Origin of the sequence: Streptomyces caelestis, from assembly GCF_001279005.1 — a bacterium.
In the GTDB taxonomy this organism is placed as follows: Bacteria; Actinomycetota; Actinomycetes; order Streptomycetales; family Streptomycetaceae; genus Streptomyces; species Streptomyces heliomycini.
In genome coordinates, this window is record NZ_LGCN01000132.1 from 86,460 (window position 1) to 102,738 (window position 16,279).

16 protein-coding genes and 1 pseudogene are annotated in these 16,279 nt (G+C 73.6%); 8 read left to right on the plus strand and 9 right to left on the minus strand.

The window, feature by feature from the left end; translation table 11 throughout:
• Positions 1–12: 12 nt before the first annotated feature.
• The gene (locus tag ADK41_RS13240; RefSeq protein ID WP_030818826.1) at positions 13–459 is read right to left on the minus strand and encodes a PPOX class F420-dependent oxidoreductase; all 447 of its coding nucleotides are present in this window, start codon (positions 457–459) and stop codon (positions 13–15) included.
• 48 nt (positions 460–507) lie between these two features.
• Here ADK41_RS13240 and ADK41_RS13245 point away from each other — a divergent pair, with 48 nt between their 5' ends.
• On the plus strand, positions 508–1,737 hold the full coding sequence (locus ADK41_RS13245) for a serine hydrolase domain-containing protein (protein WP_030818828.1): 1,230 nt from the start codon (positions 508–510) through the stop codon (positions 1,735–1,737).
• 6 nt (positions 1,738–1,743) lie between these two features.
• Here ADK41_RS13245 and ribA read toward each other — a convergent pair whose 3' ends face one another.
• The gene (ribA, locus tag ADK41_RS13250; RefSeq protein ID WP_030818830.1) at positions 1,744–2,403 is read right to left on the minus strand and encodes a GTP cyclohydrolase II; all 660 of its coding nucleotides are present in this window, start codon (positions 2,401–2,403) and stop codon (positions 1,744–1,746) included.
• A 41-nt stretch (positions 2,404–2,444) separates the two neighbouring features.
• Between ribA and ADK41_RS39200 the strand changes: the two are divergent.
• Positions 2,445–3,122, plus strand: a pseudogene (locus ADK41_RS39200) (creatininase family protein); the annotation flags it as partial.
• On the opposite strand, the gene ADK41_RS13255 reads toward ADK41_RS39200, so the two are convergent.
• The 5 genes from ADK41_RS13255 to ADK41_RS13275 form a co-directional block, all read right to left on the minus strand.
• Positions 3,089–4,393 carry a lysylphosphatidylglycerol synthase transmembrane domain-containing protein gene (locus ADK41_RS13255; RefSeq protein WP_053670243.1) on the minus strand — a complete coding sequence of 435 codons (1,305 nt, stop codon included), beginning with the start codon at positions 4,391–4,393 and terminating at the stop codon, positions 3,089–3,091. The pseudogene ADK41_RS39200 and the gene ADK41_RS13255 sit on opposite strands and share 34 nt — an antisense overlap.
• Positions 4,390–5,397, minus strand: coding sequence for a class I SAM-dependent methyltransferase (locus ADK41_RS13260; RefSeq protein WP_030818835.1), 1,008 nt, complete (start codon positions 5,395–5,397; stop codon positions 4,390–4,392). The genes ADK41_RS13255 and ADK41_RS13260 overlap by 4 nt, the downstream gene beginning before the upstream one ends.
• Positions 5,394–6,632 (minus strand): glycosyltransferase family 4 protein, encoded by a 1,239-nt coding sequence (locus ADK41_RS13265; protein ID WP_030818836.1) that lies wholly within the window; start codon positions 6,630–6,632, stop codon positions 5,394–5,396. The genes ADK41_RS13260 and ADK41_RS13265 overlap by 4 nt, the downstream gene beginning before the upstream one ends.
• Complete coding sequence (locus ADK41_RS13270; protein WP_030818839.1) at positions 6,629–7,027, minus strand: 6-pyruvoyl trahydropterin synthase family protein; 399 nt, start codon at positions 7,025–7,027, stop codon at positions 6,629–6,631. The genes ADK41_RS13265 and ADK41_RS13270 overlap by 4 nt, the downstream gene beginning before the upstream one ends.
• 132 nt (positions 7,028–7,159) lie before the next feature.
• On the minus strand, positions 7,160–8,137 hold the full coding sequence (locus ADK41_RS13275) for a zinc-dependent alcohol dehydrogenase (RefSeq protein ID WP_030818841.1): 978 nt from the start codon (positions 8,135–8,137) through the stop codon (positions 7,160–7,162).
• 107 nt (positions 8,138–8,244) lie between these two features.
• On the opposite strand from ADK41_RS13275, the gene ADK41_RS13280 reads away from it, so the two are divergent.
• On the plus strand, positions 8,245–9,009 hold the full coding sequence (locus ADK41_RS13280) for a CDP-alcohol phosphatidyltransferase family protein (protein ID WP_030818843.1): 765 nt from the start codon (positions 8,245–8,247) through the stop codon (positions 9,007–9,009).
• 298 nt (positions 9,010–9,307) lie between these two features.
• Here the strand turns inward: ADK41_RS13280 and ADK41_RS13285 are convergent, their stop codons facing one another.
• Positions 9,308–9,850 (minus strand): hypothetical protein, encoded by a 543-nt coding sequence (locus tag ADK41_RS13285; RefSeq protein ID WP_030818845.1) that lies wholly within the window; start codon positions 9,848–9,850, stop codon positions 9,308–9,310.
• Between the two features lie 309 nt (positions 9,851–10,159).
• On the opposite strand from ADK41_RS13285, the gene ADK41_RS13290 reads away from it, so the two are divergent.
• The 3 genes from ADK41_RS13290 to ADK41_RS13300 all read left to right on the plus strand — a co-directional run bounded on the left by ADK41_RS13290 (position 10,160) and on the right by ADK41_RS13300 (position 15,021).
• Positions 10,160–13,015 carry an ABC transporter substrate-binding protein gene (locus tag ADK41_RS13290; RefSeq protein ID WP_030818847.1) on the plus strand — a complete coding sequence of 952 codons (2,856 nt, stop codon included), beginning with the start codon at positions 10,160–10,162 and terminating at the stop codon, positions 13,013–13,015.
• 28 nt (positions 13,016–13,043) lie between these two features.
• Entirely contained in the window at positions 13,044–13,643 is a 600-nt protein-coding gene (locus ADK41_RS13295; RefSeq protein WP_030818849.1) for an HD domain-containing protein, read from the plus strand.
• 463 nt (positions 13,644–14,106) lie between these two features.
• On the plus strand, positions 14,107–15,021 hold the full coding sequence (locus tag ADK41_RS13300; protein WP_030818851.1) for a YceI family protein: 915 nt from the start codon (positions 14,107–14,109) through the stop codon (positions 15,019–15,021).
• 51 nt (positions 15,022–15,072) lie between these two features.
• On the opposite strand, the gene ADK41_RS13305 is transcribed toward ADK41_RS13300, so the two are convergent.
• Positions 15,073–15,513: a hypothetical protein gene (locus tag ADK41_RS13305; RefSeq protein WP_030818853.1), complete on the minus strand. Its 441-nt coding sequence runs from the start codon at positions 15,511–15,513 to the stop codon at positions 15,073–15,075.
• Positions 15,514–15,622: 109 nt separating this feature from the next.
• Between ADK41_RS13305 and ADK41_RS13310 the strand changes: the two genes are divergently transcribed.
• Together ADK41_RS13310 and ADK41_RS13315 are read left to right on the plus strand one after the other, a co-directional pair.
• Complete coding sequence (locus ADK41_RS13310) at positions 15,623–15,958, plus strand: hypothetical protein (RefSeq protein ID WP_234318511.1); 336 nt, start codon at positions 15,623–15,625, stop codon at positions 15,956–15,958.
• Positions 15,955–16,176 carry a hypothetical protein gene (locus ADK41_RS13315; protein WP_037803238.1) on the plus strand — a complete coding sequence of 74 codons (222 nt, stop codon included), beginning with the start codon at positions 15,955–15,957 and terminating at the stop codon, positions 16,174–16,176. The genes ADK41_RS13310 and ADK41_RS13315 overlap by 4 nt, the downstream gene beginning before the upstream one ends.
• The last annotated feature ends 103 nt before the right edge of the window (positions 16,177–16,279 follow it).

Sequence of the window (16,279 nt, forward strand, 5' to 3'; positions counted from 1 at the left end):
CGGGGTGTCGTCCTACGCCCCGGCGCCGCGCGGGATGCCGTACGCCCGTTCCACCCGCAGCCGCAGCACCAGGCGCCGGTCGCGGACCATCGCGGCGCGGTAGTCGTCCCAGTCGGCGTGCTCGCCGTTGATGTCGCGGTACAGCCGGATCAGTTCCTCGACCGTCCCGTCGTACGGGTCCCCGGCGACGGGCGACAGGTCGGCGGTGCCCTCGGCGACCGTGTAGGCCCATCGGTCGTCGCTGGTGACGTGGTAGGAGGCGCGGGGGTCGCGCCGCAGGTTGCGGGTCTTGGCCCGGTCGTCCGTGAGCGAGACGCGGACGACCCGCTCGTCGGGGTAGTAAGCGTGCATGACGTTCGACAGCTGGGGCCGTCCGTCACGTTTCAGGGTGACGAGCACTCCGTCGTGCAGCTCGGAGAGCAGGGCGAGCAGTGCGTTCTGTTCGGCGTCCTGGGTCATGACTCGTTCAACGGCCCGTACCGGGCCGGCGTTCCCCCGAGGAGAGCGATGGCAGTGCTGCGGCAAGAGGCCGATCCCGCCGAGGCCGGACTGGACGCGGAGGCGCTGGAGCGCCTGGACCGGCACTTCGCCCGTCTGGTCGACGAGGGGAGGCTGCCCGGGTTCCTGGTGGCCGTCGCCCGGGGCGGGCGCGTCGCGCACCTGACGGCGTACGGGGCGCGGGACGTGGCGGCGGGGCTGCCCGTGGAGAGCGACACGCTGTGGCGGATCTACTCCATGACCAAGCCGGTGACGGCGGTCGCCGCGCTGATGCTGATGGAGGAGGGGCGCCTGTCGCTGGACGACCCGGTCGGCCGCCACCTGCCGGCGTTCGCGCGGCCGCGCGTGTACGAGAGCGGGTCGGGCGACGGGGTGCGGACCCGCCCTCCCGCCGGCCCCCTCCTCGTACGGCACCTGATGACGCACACCGCCGGTCTGACGTTCGCCTTCTACCACTCCCACCCCGTCGACGCGCTGTACCGGGCGGCCGGGCTGGAGTCGTCGGTGGCGCCCGGCGCGGACCTCGCAGGGACCACGGAGGTGTACGCGCGTCTGCCGCTGCAGTTCGATCCGGGCACGCAGTGGAACTACTCGGTCGCCTCGAACGTGCTGGGGCGGATCGTCGAGGTCGTGTCGGGCCGGCCGCTCGACGTGTTCCTCGCCGAGCGGGTCTTCCGGCCGCTCGGCATGACGGACGCCGGGTTCGAGGTCACCGACGAGCAGGCGGAGCGGCTCGCGGAGCTGTACGGGGAGTCCGACGACGGCGGCATCGAGCCGATCGCGGGACTGCCGCTGCGGGGCCGGCCCCGGTTCCTGTCCGGCAGCGGCGGCATGGTGGCCTCCGCCCACGACTACCACCGCTTCATGGAGCTGCTGCGCCGGCGCGGCGAACTCGACGGCGTGCGCCTGCTCTCCCCGGCGACCGTGGACCTGATGACCCGCAACCACCTCCCCGGCGGCGCCGACCTGCGCGCCTTCGGCAGCCGCCCCGCGCACGACGTGCCCGGCAACGACGGCGTCGGCTTCGGCCTCGGCGTCTCCGTGGTCGTCGACCCGTCGCGCACGCAGGCCCCGTCCGCCGCCGGCAGCTACGGCTGGAGCGGGGTGGCCACGACCACGTTCTGGGTCGACCCGGGCCGCGACCTGACCGTGCAGTTCCACACGCAGGTGCGGCCCAGGTCGTCCCACACCGTCTTCCGGGACCTCAAGCGGCTGGTGCACGAGGCGGTGACGCGCTGACGGGGGTCAGGACAGGTGGGCCACCGCGTCCAGATGGGGCAGGTGGTGGTCGAGGCGTTCCCGCTTGGTGCGCAGGTAGGTGATGTTGTTCTCGCACGGCGGTATCAGCAGCGGCACCTGCTCGGTCACCTGGACGCCGTGCCGTACCAACGCCTCGCGCTTGCGCGGGTTGTTGGACATCAGCCGCACCGAGCGTACGCCCAGGTCCTGGAGGATCCCGGCGGCGACCCCGTAGTCGCGGGCGTCCACCGGGAACCCGAGCGCCAGGTTCGCCTCGACGGTGTCCAGCCCCTCCGCCTGCAGGGCCATCGCCCGCAGCTTGCCGAGGAGCCCGATGCCGCGGCCCTCGTGGCCCCTCAGGTAGACGACCACGCCCGCCCCTTCGGCGACGACCGCGCGCAGCGCCGACGCCAGCTGGTCGCCGCACTCGCAGTGCCGGGACCCGAAGGCGTCCCCGGTCAGGCACTCCGAGTGCAGCCGGGTGAGGACGCCGTCCGCGCCGATGTCGCCGTACACCAGGGCGACCTGCTCGTCACCGCGGTCGTGGTCCAGGTATCCGACCGCCTGGAACGCGCCGTACACGGTGGGCAGCGGTGCGTTCACGACGCGCTCCACGCCGGTCCGCCGCGAGGGCTTCTTGCCGAGTACGCCTACTTTTTCTGTCATGATTCCCGAGTTCCTAAGCAGAGACGAAAGGCCGTGACGATATGGGTGGTTCACACAAGCGGTCGGCGGCATACGGCCCGGTGCACGGTCTGTTGCCGGCGGATACTACTGAGGATGTACGGACGCGGGGAGCCGGCGTCTCACGGCAGATCGCGGTACTTCCGGTCGGGAGTTTCGAGCAGCACGGTCCGTTCCTGCCGTTGGCGACCGACACGCTGGTCGCCTGTGCGATCGCGCGGGAGATCGCCGACGCCTACCCGGTGCACCTCCTCCCTCCGGTGACGATCTCCTGCTCCCACGAGCACGCGGCCTGGCCGGGGACCGTCTCCCTCTCCTCCGCCACGCTGCACGCGGTGATACGGGACATCGCCGACTCGCTCCGCAGGTCGGGCGTGGACGCCCTGGTGCTGGTCAACGGGCACGGCGGGAACTACGTGCTGGGCAACGTCGTTCAGGAGTCCTCCGCCCGCGGCGAGCGGATGGCGCTGTTCCCGGCCCCGGAGGACTGGGAGACGGCGCGGGCGCGGGCCGGCGTCGCCACGTCCCTCCTCACCGACATGCACGCGGGCGAAATCGAGACCTCCATTCTTCTCCACACCCATCCCGAATCGCTCCGTCCCGGTTATGAGACCTCCGATCACGTCGCGGACGACCGCCGTCATCTCCTCACCACCGGTATGTCCGCCTACACCGATTCCGGCGTCATCGGCCGCCCTTCTCTGGGCGCGGCGGAAAAAGGCAGGGAAATCCTGGCGAGCCTGGCGGATTCGTTCGCCGCGTATTTCGCACTGCTGACGTCGCCTCCCGGCCCGCCCGGCACTCCCGGCCCGCCCGCGCCTTCCGGCCCGCCCGGCGTCTGAGGACGAGGCCGAAGGCCGTCCCCCACCCCGCCCGCCTTTTCCGGCCCGCCCGCGCCTTCCGGCCCGTCCGGCGTCCGAGGACGAGGCCGAAGGCCGGCAGGGGGTCCGGGGGCGACGCCCCCGGGGACGGGAAGGGAAGGGGCGGCGGGGGCGACACCACCACGCCCACCGCCCCGCACCCCCGCGTACCACCGACCGACCAGCACCACCACGCCGGGCAGGCTGGCCACAAGACTGAGCACCCCGTAGACGACCGCGACGGTCAGCCCCCGCCCCGCCCCGAGCCCCCCCCCCCCGAACGCCCAAACGGTGACCCCCTCCCGGGGCCCCCACCCGCCGACGTTCAACGGCAGCCCCATGGCCAGCAGCGCCAACACGGCCAGCGGCAGCAGCTCGCCCACGGACGCGCCCGCTCCCGCGACATCGGCGGCGAGCACGAACATCGCCACGTACCCGGCCAGTACGACCACGGACGAGACGAGGACACCGGGCGCGTTACGACGCGAGAACAACCCCTCACGCGCCTCGGCCAGCACCCCGCGCCCGACCGCCCTCCGCCGCCCCGGCGCCCGATTCATCCGCACCGCCAGCACCACCGCACAGGCCCCCACCGCACCGAGCCCGGCCACCGGCGCGGCCTGCCGCACTTCCTCGAGCACCGGCGACGGCATGCTCATCAGCACCACCGCCCCCGCGGCGAACAGCGCGAGCTGTCCGGCGGTCCGCTCCAGCACCACCGCCCGCACCCCCCGCCCCAGGTCCCCGGCGCTCTGCCCGTGCCGCACGGCCCGGTGGACGTCGCCCCACACACCCCCGGGCAGCGCCGCGTTGAGGAACAGGGCACGGTAGTAGTCCGCGACGGCCGCCCCCAGCGGCAGCCGGATCCCGATCCCCCGGGCGACCAGCGCCCAGCGCCACGCGCTGAACACGGTGGTCACCAGCCCGATGCCGAGTCCCGCGAGCAGCGCCGGCCCGTCGATGCGGCGCAGCCCTTCCAGCAGGACCCCGGTGTCGAGGCGCCACAGCAGCACCGCGAGGATCACGACGCCGCCGAGCGTGCCGAGCCGGGTGCGCACGGCGGGGGTGCCGAGCCGGGCGAGTGCACCTGCACCGCGCGGCCGCGCACTCATGCGGCCCCGTCCACCGGCCGGCACAGCGCGAGCAGATCACTGTGGTGGACGACGACCCGTAGCTCCCCCGCCGCGCAGGCCTTCAGCCGCTCGGTGAGGTAACCGTCGGCACGCGAGGCCAGTTCCGGCCGCTCCTCCACCGCCGCGCCGACCCAGCCCCGCAGCCACTGCTCGGTCAGCGCGGCCTGCCCGGGGCCGAGCCGCCAGGGGCTCGGGGCGATCCGTACGGTCGCGCCGTGCTCGGCGAAGACCTCGGCGGCGACCGTGACCGCGTCCGGGCCGAGCAGCCCGCCCCGGCGCTGGTGGGCGTTGAAGGCCTCCGCGATCTCCCGGTCCAGCGGGTGCGGCTCGGTCAGCTCCACCCGTCCGGCCACCGACAACGTCAGCAGGGCCGGACAGCCGGCTCCCGTGCAGGCGGCGGCGAGGGCGCCGACCTCCTCGCGGGTGAGGACGTCGAGCAGCGCGGACGCCGTCACCAGGGAGGCGCCGCTCAGCGCGTCCGGGGTGAGCCGGGCGACGTCGCCGCGCCGGGTCTCGGCGGTGACGTGGCTGCCGTCGGCGGCGGAGCGCGGGGAGGCGACGGCGGCGAAGTGCAGGAGGTAGGGGTCCCGGTCGTGCAGGACCCAGTGCTGGGCGCCGTCGAGACGGGGGGCGAGCCAGCGGCCCATCGAGCCGGTGCCGCAGCCGATGTCGTGGACGACGACCCCGTCGGCCCGGCGCGGCGGATTGGCGAGCCGGATGCGCAGCGGGTCGAGCAGGTCGTACGAGCGGGCGGCGGCGTCGGCCGGTTCGCGCAGCTGGAGCCACTCGGGGGCGTAGCGGGCCGGTTCGTCGTCGCCGGCGTCCCGCAGCCGCAGGGTGGCCCGCTCGCCGGGGCGGGGCGCGGGGCCGGCGCCGGGGATGACGTCCCGGTGGCCGGGCAGGTCCGGGACCGTCCCGCCGTTCCGGGTGGCGCCCGCCGGGTTCGTCCCGCCCTGCCGGGTGGTGGCTGCCGGTTTCGTCATGCGGCCCTCCGGGGTCCGGTGGGAAGCCGACGCAGTACCGCCGCCAGGCTCTGCGCGGTGCTCGCCCAGCCGCCGAGCGCGGCCCGCCGGCTGCGGGCGGCGGCCTTGAGCCGGCGCCGCACGTCCGCCTCGCCGAACCAGCCGCGCAGTTCGGCGGCGATGGCGGCGGGGTTCTCCGGCGGGACGAGGATGCCGGGCACTCCCCCGTCGGGGGCGCGGCCCACTGCCTCGGGCAGCCCGCCGACGTCGGTCGCCAGGACCGGGATGCCGCGCGCCAGCGCCTCGGTGACCGCCATGCCGTACGTCTCCGCGTACGAGGTGAGCACCATGAGGTCGGCGGCGGCGTAGCTCGCGTCGAGCGCGGCGCCGGACTGCGGGCCGGTCAGTTCCAGCCTGTCCTCGAGGCCGTGTGCGCGGATGAGCCCGCGCAGGTGGGCGACGTATTCGGGGTCCTGTCCGAGCCCGCCGACGAGTGCGCAGCTCCACGGCAGGTCGGCCACCGCCGCCAGCGCCTCCACGAGCCGGTGCTGTCCCTTGCGCGGGGTCACGGCGGCCACGCACAACAGCCGCGAGACGCCGTCGGTGCCGGGCGCGAGGGGCGCGATGTCGGCGCCGGGCGCGGCGGCGTGGACGCGGTCGGGGGCCAGGCCGTGGTGGGAGACCAGGCGCCGTACGGCCCAGTCGCTGGTGGCGATCACGGCGGGCGCCGCCCGCAGCACCGCGCGCTCGCGGGCGTCCAGTTCGGCGGCGACGGCCGCGTCGAGCCCGGTCTCGTCGCCGAGCGGCAGGTGCACCAGGACGGCCATGCGCAACCGCCCCTCCTCCGCCTGGGGGACGACGATCTCGGGCACCCCGCAGGCGACCAGCCCGTCGAGCAGGACGACGGCGCCGTCCGGCAGTTCGCGCAGGGTGCGGGCGAGTTCCGCGCGGGCGGCGGCGTCCGGGCGGGGCCAGTCCCCGGCCACGGTGTGCCGGTGCGCCCGCCAGCCGAAGCCGGGCAGGTCCAGGCAGACGCGCCGGTCGTAGGCGTTGCCGCCGCTGGGCGCGGCCGGGTCGTCGACGCCGCCCGGCATCACGAAGTGCACGGAGCGCAGCGACATGGGAATGATCCCGCCGTTCCTCGGAGAGGTCGCCTGTGCCGGAACGTAGTCCAGGCGGGCGCCGCCGGCCCGGCCGACGGCCGCGTCGGCCGGGCCGATGACCGTGCCGGGCATGTCGATCGTCGTGTCGGTCACAGCGCACGCTCGTAACTCGCCCAGGCGATGTGCGACTCGTGCAGGGTGACGGCTATCTTCGCGATGCCCTTGGCGCCCTCGCCCAGGGCGCCCTTGTGGATGCGTTCGGCGAGCCGGTCGGCGACGACCTTGGCCAGGTACTCCGTGGAGGTGTTGACCCCCGCGAAGTCCGGTTCGTCGTCGAGGTTGCGGTAGTTCAGCTCGCCGACGACGGACCCGAGTTCCTGCGTGGCCAGGCCGATGTCGACGACGATGTTGTCCTCGTCCAGCTGTTCGCGCCGGAAGGTGGCGTCCACGAGGAACGTGGCCCCGTGCAGGCGCTGGGCCGGTCCGAAGACCTCGCCGTGGAAGCTGTGGGCGATCATGATGTGATCGCGGACGGTGATGCTGAACAACGGACGACCCTCCAGGTGCGGCGCGTCTGCTCCCCGGCCGATCTTTGACGGGGATGCCGTGTAGTACGGCCGACTTCCTTCCCCTGTTCAGCGTCCGCCACGTCTTTTCTCAGGTCAGGCGTGCCTGTTTTGCTACGGGGTGTCGTAGCGCACCCGGTGGCACAGCGCCGGGAGGTCCCCGGAGGCGAGGCGGGGCATGACGTCGGGCAGGTCCTCGAAGGCGGACTCGCCGGTGACGAGGGCGTCGAGGGCGGGGTCGGCCAGCAGGTCGAGGGCGAGGGCGAGCCGGTCGGCGTAGCCGCGGTGCGCGCGGGCCGGGGAGACGGTGCCGACCTGGCTGCCGCGGACGGTCAGTCGCCGGGAGTGGAAGGCCTCGCCCAGCGGGAGGCTCACCTTCCGGTCGCCGTACCAGCTCAGTTCGACGACGGTGCCCTCGGCGCGGAGCAGTTCGAGCGCCCGGCCGAGTCCCTGCTCGGTGGCGCTGGCGTGCACGACCAGGTCGCACTCGCCGAGGGCGTCCCCGGGCAGCGCGAAGCCGACGCCGAGCGCCGCCGCGGTCCTCGCGCGCGCCGGGTCGGTGTCGACGAGCTGCACCCGTACGCCGGGGAACCGGGCCAGCAGCGCGGCCACCGAGCAGCCGACCATCCCGCCGCCGACGACGGCGATCCGGTCGCCGACCAACGGCGCGGCGTCCCACAGCGCGTTGACGGCGGTCTCCACGGTGCCGGCGAGCACGGCCCGACCGGCGGGCACGCCGTCGGGCACGGGCGTGACGGCGCCCGCCGGGACGACGTACCGCGTCTGGTGCGGGTACAGGCAGAACACGGTGCGTCCGACGAGCGCCTGCGGTCCCTCCTCCACCACGCCCACGTTGAGGTAGCCGTACTTCACGGGGGCCGGGAAGTCGCCCTCCTGGAACGGCGCCCGCATGGCGGCGCGCTGACTGCGGGGCACCCCGCCGCGGAAGACGAGCGTCTCCGTGCCCCGGCTCACCCCGGAGTACAGCGAGCGCACCAGCACCTCGTCCGCGCCGGGCGCGGGCAGGTCGACCTCACGGATCGCCCCTCGGCCGGGCGCGTCGAGCCAGAACGCATGTGCGGTGCGGTTCATCGGAGTCCTCCTGAACGATCGGGAAGCCGCGCGCGTACCGAGTGTGCACAGGCCGCGCACAAGGTAGCGGCGTTGATCGACTCTGTCACACGGCCGGAGGATGTTCGGTGGCCCTGAACAACAGTTACGACGCGAGGCTCGTACAGCAGGAGACCGCCGTGGGGGCGGGCGTGCAGGTCCTGGTGCTGGCACTGATCGGTACGGCGATCGGCATGGGCCCCGCGGGCTGGCTGACCGGTCTCGCGTTCGCGACAGCCACCTGGGCGGTGCTCTCCCGGGCCCTGCACCGGTCCCGGCTGCGCTCCTTCGGCGCGGCCAACCGGGTCACGCTCGGCCGGGCCGTCCTCGTCGGAGGGGTCACCGCGCTGGTCGCCGACTCGTTCCAGGACTCACCGCCCGTCTCCCTGTTCGTGGGCCTGACCGCCGTGGCCCTGATCCTGGACGGTGTGGACGGCAAGGTGGCCCGCAGGACCGGTACGTCGACGCCGCTGGGCGCCCGCTTCGACATGGAGGTGGACGCGTTCCTCATCCTGGTGCTGAGCGTGTACGTGTCGATGGCGATGGGTCCGTGGGTGCTCCTCATCGGTGGTATGCGGTACGCCTTCGTGGCCGCCGCCCGCGTCCGGCCCTGGCTGACCGCCCCGCTCCCGCCGAGCACGGCCCGCAAGACGGTGGCCGCGCTCCAGGGCGTGCTGCTGCTGACGGCGGGCGCGGCGCTGCTGCCGCACGCGGTCAACGTCGGTGTGGTGGTGCTGGCGCTGGGGCTGCTGGTGTGGTCGTTCGGGCGGGATGTGCTGTGGCTGTGGCGGACGTCCCGGGTGGAGGCGGCTCCGGCCGGGCCCGAGGTGCGGCGGGAACTGGTCGCGGGCTGACGGCCGGCCGGGGCACGCCACCGCCGTCCCGCGGCTCGCGGCATTCCGCCGGCCGCCTCCCGAAACCTGAGGTGCGGGGCAACCGCCGGCTCCCCCGGCGGCCGGTGCACCACTCCCCTCACGCCCTTCGGGGCAGCGGCGCCGCCGCCCCCGTCGCACCGGCCGGTGCCGGCCACGGCACCGTCGGCGGCGGCCACGCGTCCAGCAGGGTGTCGGTGGCCGAGCCGCCGAGCCGGATTCCCCGCCACCCGCTGTGCGGCCTCGGGGCCCCGTCCCCCTCACCCCGCCACCCGCTCAACTACTCGGCGCCCGCCGCGTCGAGGAGCCGGACCAGGTCCTTGCGCCCGTAGCCGAGCCGACGGGCCCGGTCGGTCGCCATGAGCACCAGGTGCGCCACGGTCTCCGCCGCGTATCCGTTCTTGTGGTCGGCGTCGAACCACTCCTGGGGCTTCTCGACACCCAGACTGTTCATCACCAGCCCGTGCTCACGGCGGATCTCCGCGACGGTGCCGGCGACCGCGTCCAGAAGTGTCTTCCCCGGCCGCTCGCACTCCAGGGCGAAACAGCCCCGGTCGACCGGCACGCACCCCTCCGGCGGACGCGCCCGCGGCCCCGCGTACCGCTCGTCCGCGAACCCCGCGTCGTCGAACTCCTCGTGCACCAGCGCGAACCGGTGGTGCCCGGGCGGCACCGGGGGTGGCGGTGGCGTGTACGCCCACCCCGCGTCCTCGTACAACTGCCGCTTCACCTCCTCCTCTTCGGCGTGCGTCACGGTGAATCCGGTGGCCTCGTTCCGCCCGGTCGTCGTGCCGTCGGGGTTGTGGTGGAAGTGCAGGCTCATGGTGTGCTCCGGTCGTCCGTGTCCTGAGTGGACGGGAGATGTCCCCGTCACCGGATCGAACGGACCGCCCGTCCCGCACGTGCCCGCATCGCACAGCACCACCCGATCGTGTGAAGCCGCCCGCTGACGGCACCACCGTCGGCCACGGCCCACCGCCCGACGGAACGCCGTCGCGCCGGAAGCGGTTGTCAGGGGTGGGAGTTATCCTCACAAGGCGCTTGCGACACATGTGTCTTACGACCACGGGGGGTGTCCATGCACGGCCGTGACCAGAGTTTCCCTCAGGACTGCCCGGGTGATCATCCGGGCATGTCGACCGAGGCGGGGATCGACGTCCAGCGGCAGCTGGAGTCCCTGATCCAGGACTTCCGGACCAGTGATCCCCCGATGCCGGTGATCGTGCTGCACGCCGAGGACGCCGCCGACGACGGCCGGGTCACCGAACTCGTCGACGAGCTGAGCGAGGGGCAGCAGCGTCACGGCACCCGCCTGGCCGTCGCCCCGACCGAGCCGCAGCCGGGGGACCTCGATCCCACCGCCCGGGCCGCGCGGCTCCTGGTCGACCTCGGCGACTCCAGGAAGTGGGGCGACCGTTCCGCCTCCTACCGCCCCTACTCCTTCCCCCGCCTCAATCTGGTGCGCGCCCTCCAGGAGGCGACCGACGATCCGGAGATGCGCGAGCACTGGCCCACCGCCCCCGGCGGCACTCCGGACGGGAACGTCCAGCGGGAGCGGGCCCAGACACATCTGCTGCGCATCCTGGCCCGGCAGCGCTGGCGCCCCCGCAGACCCTCGCGCCGGAACCGGCAGGTGCTGCTCAACGACGTGCAGCAGTTCCTCCCCATGGGCGCCCTGGGCGCCTTCACCGCGCTGCTCACCCGCCCCGAGTGGTACGTCGCCGTCCTGGCGGGCATCGGGCTGATGGTCCTCCTGGCCGGACTGAACCACGTCCCCGGGCGCGCTCCCCTCTTCCTGTGGCTGCGCAGGGAGAGCCGGTGGTTCCTGACCACGACGTTCCTCCAGTCCGCCGCCCGCCGCCGGTCGACCAGCGTGCGGCTGCTGCGGCCCGTCCGCTCCTGGCGGGCCATCGCGGCCCGCGCCTACGACGTGGCCGAGGCCATGCGCGAGGGCGGTCCTTTCCCCCTCCAGCTGTACGTGCTGGCGCTCTTCGAGGACCTGCGGGACAACCACCGGCGCGGCAGCTGGGACCTGCGCGGGTTCAAGCGGACACGGCCGCCGGTGCTGTTCCTGCGCCGGGCGGCCCGGGAGAACGGCGGCATAGAGCTGATCCGGGCGGTCAGCGACGTCCGCAGCCGGCGCAGCGAACTCGACCCGCTGCTGATCGTGGCGGGCGTGGCGGCGGACGACGCCGCGCTGCTCGACCGGGGCGCGGACGCGCGTCCTGCGCCCGACCGGCCGCGGCAGCCCCCGTCCCCGCCCCCGCGTCTCCCGCAGCGGTTGCGTCACTGGTACGACGAATGGGCCGGGAATCTCCGCGCCGATCAGTCGCCGAGCAGGACGAACGCCCTGCCCTGGGTGCTCAGACTCCCGCTGCCCCACGACGAGCTGGTCCAGCTGCGGCAGGCGGACTGGCGGTGCGTCAGGACCAGGCACCGGCCGCCCCTGGCCCGCGTGGTGTGGTCGGCCCACAGCCTGCTCCTCGTCCTCGCCCTGGTCGTCACCGCGGGTGTCGTCCACGCCCGTGAACTGCACCGGACGTACTGTTCGGCGGGCCTGCTGACCGCCGACCGCGACACCGAGCGGCGTCCCGCGCCCGGCGGCGGCACGGAGTGCGTCGGCATAGCCACCGGGGACGTCCGGTTCGGCGCGCACCTGAGCGGCGGGACCACCGGGGAGGGCAAGCGGCTGCAGGAGCTGGAGAGGCTGGTGAGCGCCGAGAACGGCGAGGTCCTGCGCGACCACCCCGACGCCTACGTCACCGTGGTGTACGCGGGCCCGCTGAGCTCCTCCTCGGTGGACCCGTCCCTGGTCAAGGGCGCCGAGGAGCTGACCGGCGTGTACCTCGCCCAGCGCGTGGTCAACGAGAACTACACGGTGAAACTGCGGGTGCTGCTCGCCAACGGCGCTGCGGACATGGGGCACCAGCGCGTCACGGCCGACGCGATCGCCGAGTACGCCGACCGCGACCCGACCGTCGTCGGCGTGGTCGGGTTCGGCCGCGACCTGCAGAGCAGCCCCGACGTCACGCGCCGGCTCCACGCGGCGGGGCTGCCCGTCGTCTCCGGCACCAACTCGGCGACCTACCTGCCGAAGGAGTTCTCCAACTGGTTCAGCCTCGCGGCCCCCGACGAGCACCAGGCAGGGGCGCTCGGTCTCGTCGCCCGGCAGCTGCGCGCCGGGGGCGGGTCCCCGCACGCCCTGGTGCTGGCCCGCGACACCAAGGAGTCGCAGGACCGCTACACCAGCGAACAGGCTCTGTACGGCGGCGAGATGCTGAAGCGGGAGGGCTTCCGGCTGCTGCCCGCGCAGCGCTACCGGGTGGCGAACGGCAAGCCCGAACTGCGGCTGCACGCCGAGAGCATCTGCCGGGGCGAGGACGTCCCCTCGGTGATCTACTTCGCCGGACGGGTCGAGGACGTCGGACCGCTGATGACGCAGCTGACCACCGAACCGGGCTGCGCCAACCGGCAGATCTCGATCCTCACGGGCGACGACCTGAGCAAGGCCAGGTTCTCCGGCACGGGCGGCCGCGACGGCGTGGCCCCGCGGATCACGCTGTACCACGCGGCCCTGGCCGAGCTGAAGGAGGCCGCCTCCAGGACCGCCTTCTACGAGGACGCCGCCACGTACCTCCCCTGGCTGGAGGACGGGAAGGCCACGTACGACGCCGCCGACTTCGCGAGCGGGCAGACGGCCCTCTCCCACGACGCCGCGCGTGCCCTGTACTGGGCGGCCAGCCTCGGGGACGTGCGCCAGAGCCGCGCGGCGACCTGGGTCAACCTCAGACACGTCAGGCTCGACGGCATGGCCACCGGGACGATCGACTTCACCGACGCGCCCCTGTACCAGGAGCGCCGCGGCCACAGCATCGTCCTCAACCGGGTCCGCAGGACCCCGGAGGGCGTCTCGCGGGCGGAGGTCCTGTGCAGCAGACCGGCCGGCAGCACCCGGCCGCTCACCGCGCGGGAATGCTCGATCGAGTGAGCGAGCCGGAGGTTGTTACGCTCCCCGCGTGAGGATTCCGGGACCCGAAGAGATCCGCGCGCTGCACGAGAAGCACGCGCCCAGCGCCGAGGCGTTCGCGCTCGTCCACACGCACTGCGAGGTCGTCTGGAGCATCGCCGAGCGGCTCGTCTCGGCCTCACGCCTCGACGTCGACGTCGAACTGGTCCGCGCCGGCTGCCTCCTCCACGACATCGGCGTCTACCGCCTCTACGGGGACGACGGCCGGCTGGACCACGGGAACTACATCCGGCACGGGCTGCTCGGCCACGAGCTCCTCGGGCACGAGGGCTTCCCGGAGCCCCTGCGCCGGTTCTGCTCCCACCACACCGGGGTGGGGGTCACGAAGGACGACGTCCTGCGCCAGAACCTCCCGATCCCCGCCGCCGACTACCTCGCGGTGACGCGGGAGGAGCGGCTGGTGATGTACGCGGACAAGTTCCACAGCAAGTCCCGGCCGTCGGCGTTCCTCTCCCCGGACGCGTACGCCGCCCACGTCCGTCGCTTCGGCGAGGAGAAGGTCACCGCCTTCCAGGCCCTGCGCGCGGAGTTCGGCGACCCGGACCTCGACCGGCCGGTGCCGGGGGGCGGTGCGTCCGCCCGCCCCTGAGCGTCGCCGGCCGCCGACCGCGCCGGCGTCGCCGTCGCCGCCGCCCGTACGCTCACGCGGCGTACGGGCTTTCTCCTGCTGCGCGCACGGGCGGAGCCTGCCGGTGCGGCGGCGCGGCCCGCCCGATGTGTGGGCCGCGTGACGGGACCGCGAGCCGTGTGTGAATCTTCCGCCGCTCCGAATGACGTTCGCCACAGCACCGGAGCAAAGCAGCACGGTCGGCGGGCGCGGCACGACCCGTCGAATGACCGGGATGGCGGCGGTTCACGCCAATTCGGCACATGGGCAAGCCGTGTCGCACGCCGACCACGGTGACGAAGCATCCCTGCGCACCTGCCCTATGATCGTTGAACAGTTGACTTCATCGCGCCTGCAACCCTTCCCCGGTGGTTCCCGGCGACCGCGGACACGTCCATCGGTGCGGGCCTCGCGGTGGTGACACGCAGGAAGAAAGGTGACCCGCATGGCCCTCGGACTGCTCCGGCGTCGGCGTTCCCGCAGCGCCCCCGGCGCCGCACCGGACCTCTCGCTGCCCCTGCCGGCCGGCGCCGGCGCGTACGGCTGCGAGGTCGTCGATCCCATGGGACAGCCCCTGGGCGGCGCCGAGGTCACGGTGACCGCCCTGGACAGCCACCGGGTCGCCGCCCGCGGCACCACCGATCCGTACGGTCTGTTCATGGCGACGCTCCCGCCCGGCTCCTACAGCGTGTTGGTCGCGGCGGAGGGCCTCACCCCGGCCCGCGACAACGTCGACATACTCGCCGGCGCCGTCCTCCCCCCGGCGCGCGTCGCGCTGCTGCCCGCGCGCCAACTGGAACTGCCGCCGCCCGGCACCTGGCTGTTCGACCCGCCGCACACCGCGATCCGCTTCATCGCCAAGCACGTGGGCATGGCCCACGTCCACGGACGCTTCACCCGCTTCACCGGCGGCATCCGCATCACGCCGGACATGGTCGACTCCCAGGTCTCGGTGCGCATCGACGCCGCCAGCATCACCACGGGCAACAGGACCCGTGACAACCACCTGCGCTCCGCCGACTTCCTCGACGTCGAGCACTACCCGTACATCGACTTCACCAGCACCCGGTTCGTCTACCGGGGCGGCTCCCGGTGGACGCTGAACGGCACGCTCACCATGCACGGCACCAGCCGCTCCGTGGGCCTGGACACGACGTACCTCGGCACGGTGAACGGCGGTTACGAACAGGAGCTGCGCTGTGCGGCCCTGGCGAAGGCGGAGCTGCACCGCGAGGACTTCACCCTCAACTGGCGCTCGATGCTGGCCCGCGGCATCGCGGTCGTCGGCCCGACCGTGCAACTGGAGCTGGACGTCCAGGCGATGTACCGCACCGCCGAGACCCCCACGCCCCCGGAGTAGGCCGGCGCCTCGACGGCGCGGACGGGAGGAGGGCTCCCGAGCGGCCCCGGGTCACGCGTGGGGACCGGGGATCACCTCGGTCGCCGACTCGAGGACCTTCTCCACCCGCAGCACCGCGCTGCGGACGGCTCCCGCCTCCGCGACCAGCACGTCGGGGAGGTGGGACTCGTGGAAGCGGAGGTACCCGACGGTGCCCACGGTCGTCGTACGCGCGCCGAGCCACAGCACCATCCGGCGCAGGTCGTCGAACTCGTCGGGATGTGCCTCCTGCCGCACGGTCAGCGCCCACTGCGGCCCGTCGGAGCACAGCTCCCCGACCAGCGCGCCCCCGATCCGCAGCGCCGGCCCCCGGTCTCCCCAGAGGGGGTACGCGTACCCGTCGTCCTGCCGGCCGCCTTCCTCCCCCAGGTGCCAGCGCAGCAGGGCGAGGTCCCGCGGCGGGAGCGAGCCCGGCAGATCGAGCGTGAGCTGGAGTTCGTAGACGTCGGCCATGATCAGAAGGCTACGAGCCCCGGTGCCGTGTCCTCCACCGCGCCCCGTGGAGGGCCCCGAACACGGCAAAGGCCCCGAACCGTCACGTCCGTTGATCTACTGTGACCGCATGACGACGAAGTCTCTTCCCCGCCTCACCCCGACCGGCACCTGCTGGTGCGGCTGCGCCAAGAAGGTCGGAGCCGGATCGTTCTTCGCCCCCGGGCACGACAAGGTGGCGGAGGCGGCGCTGCTCGCGGTCGAATACGGCTCCTCCGTCGCCCAGTTGCTGCACGGACACGGATACGGTCCCGGCCACTCGGTGAGCGCGCGTGCCGTGTCCGAGGGCGTGTGGCGGAAGTGCCCGGCCTGCGACTACGTCGGTGCGCCGGCGAGCATCGCCCACCACACGAAGAAGGCGCACGCAGCCGCCATCGGCGAGCAGACGCAGGGGGCAGGGCGTTGACCGGACCGGACTCCAGCCAGCGCGCCGACCTCGAGAAGGCCGTGCGCACGTACGGCGGTTACTGGGACACAGAACGCGGCCTGCGCGCACTGCGCGACGCCGGGCACGACCTGCAGGAGAAGCGCACCCGGCAGATCCCCCGCGATCTCGCGAGTGAGGGTTTGCTGGTGAAGGTGGAGGACTGGCCGGTCCGCTATCGCACAGTGCAGGCGCACTGAAGCGACATCGACGGCGCGGGCGCGTCGCCTGCCCAATCTGGGTGATGCGTGCGCCCGCCGCTGAAATGATCACTCCGCTCACCAGTACCGAGGTACCCGGTTC

What these genes read in the sequence shown, in the direction of transcription:
- ADK41_RS13240 (WP_030818826.1), bottom strand. Translation starts at nt 459, where the DNA reads ATGACCCAGGACGCCGAACAGAACGCACTGCTCGCCCTGCTCTCCGAG.
- ADK41_RS13245 (WP_030818828.1), top strand. Translation starts at nt 508, where the DNA reads ATGGCAGTGCTGCGGCAAGAGGCCGATCCCGCCGAGGCCGGACTGGAC.
- ribA (WP_030818830.1), bottom strand. Translation starts at nt 2,403, where the DNA reads ATGACAGAAAAAGTAGGCGTACTCGGCAAGAAGCCCTCGCGGCGGACC.
- ADK41_RS13255 (WP_053670243.1), bottom strand. Translation starts at nt 4,393, where the DNA reads ATGAGTGCGCGGCCGCGCGGTGCAGGTGCACTCGCCCGGCTCGGCACC.
- ADK41_RS13260 (WP_030818835.1), bottom strand. Translation starts at nt 5,397, where the DNA reads ATGACGAAACCGGCAGCCACCACCCGGCAGGGCGGGACGAACCCGGCG.
- ADK41_RS13275 (WP_030818841.1), bottom strand. Translation starts at nt 8,137, where the DNA reads ATGAACCGCACCGCACATGCGTTCTGGCTCGACGCGCCCGGCCGAGGG.
- ADK41_RS13285 (WP_030818845.1), bottom strand. Translation starts at nt 9,850, where the DNA reads ATGAGCCTGCACTTCCACCACAACCCCGACGGCACGACGACCGGGCGG.
- ADK41_RS13290 (WP_030818847.1), top strand. Translation starts at nt 10,160, where the DNA reads ATGTCGACCGAGGCGGGGATCGACGTCCAGCGGCAGCTGGAGTCCCTG.
- ADK41_RS13300 (WP_030818851.1), top strand. Translation starts at nt 14,107, where the DNA reads ATGGCCCTCGGACTGCTCCGGCGTCGGCGTTCCCGCAGCGCCCCCGGC.
- ADK41_RS13305 (WP_030818853.1), bottom strand. Translation starts at nt 15,513, where the DNA reads ATGGCCGACGTCTACGAACTCCAGCTCACGCTCGATCTGCCGGGCTCG.
- ADK41_RS13310 (WP_234318511.1), top strand. Translation starts at nt 15,623, where the DNA reads ATGACGACGAAGTCTCTTCCCCGCCTCACCCCGACCGGCACCTGCTGG.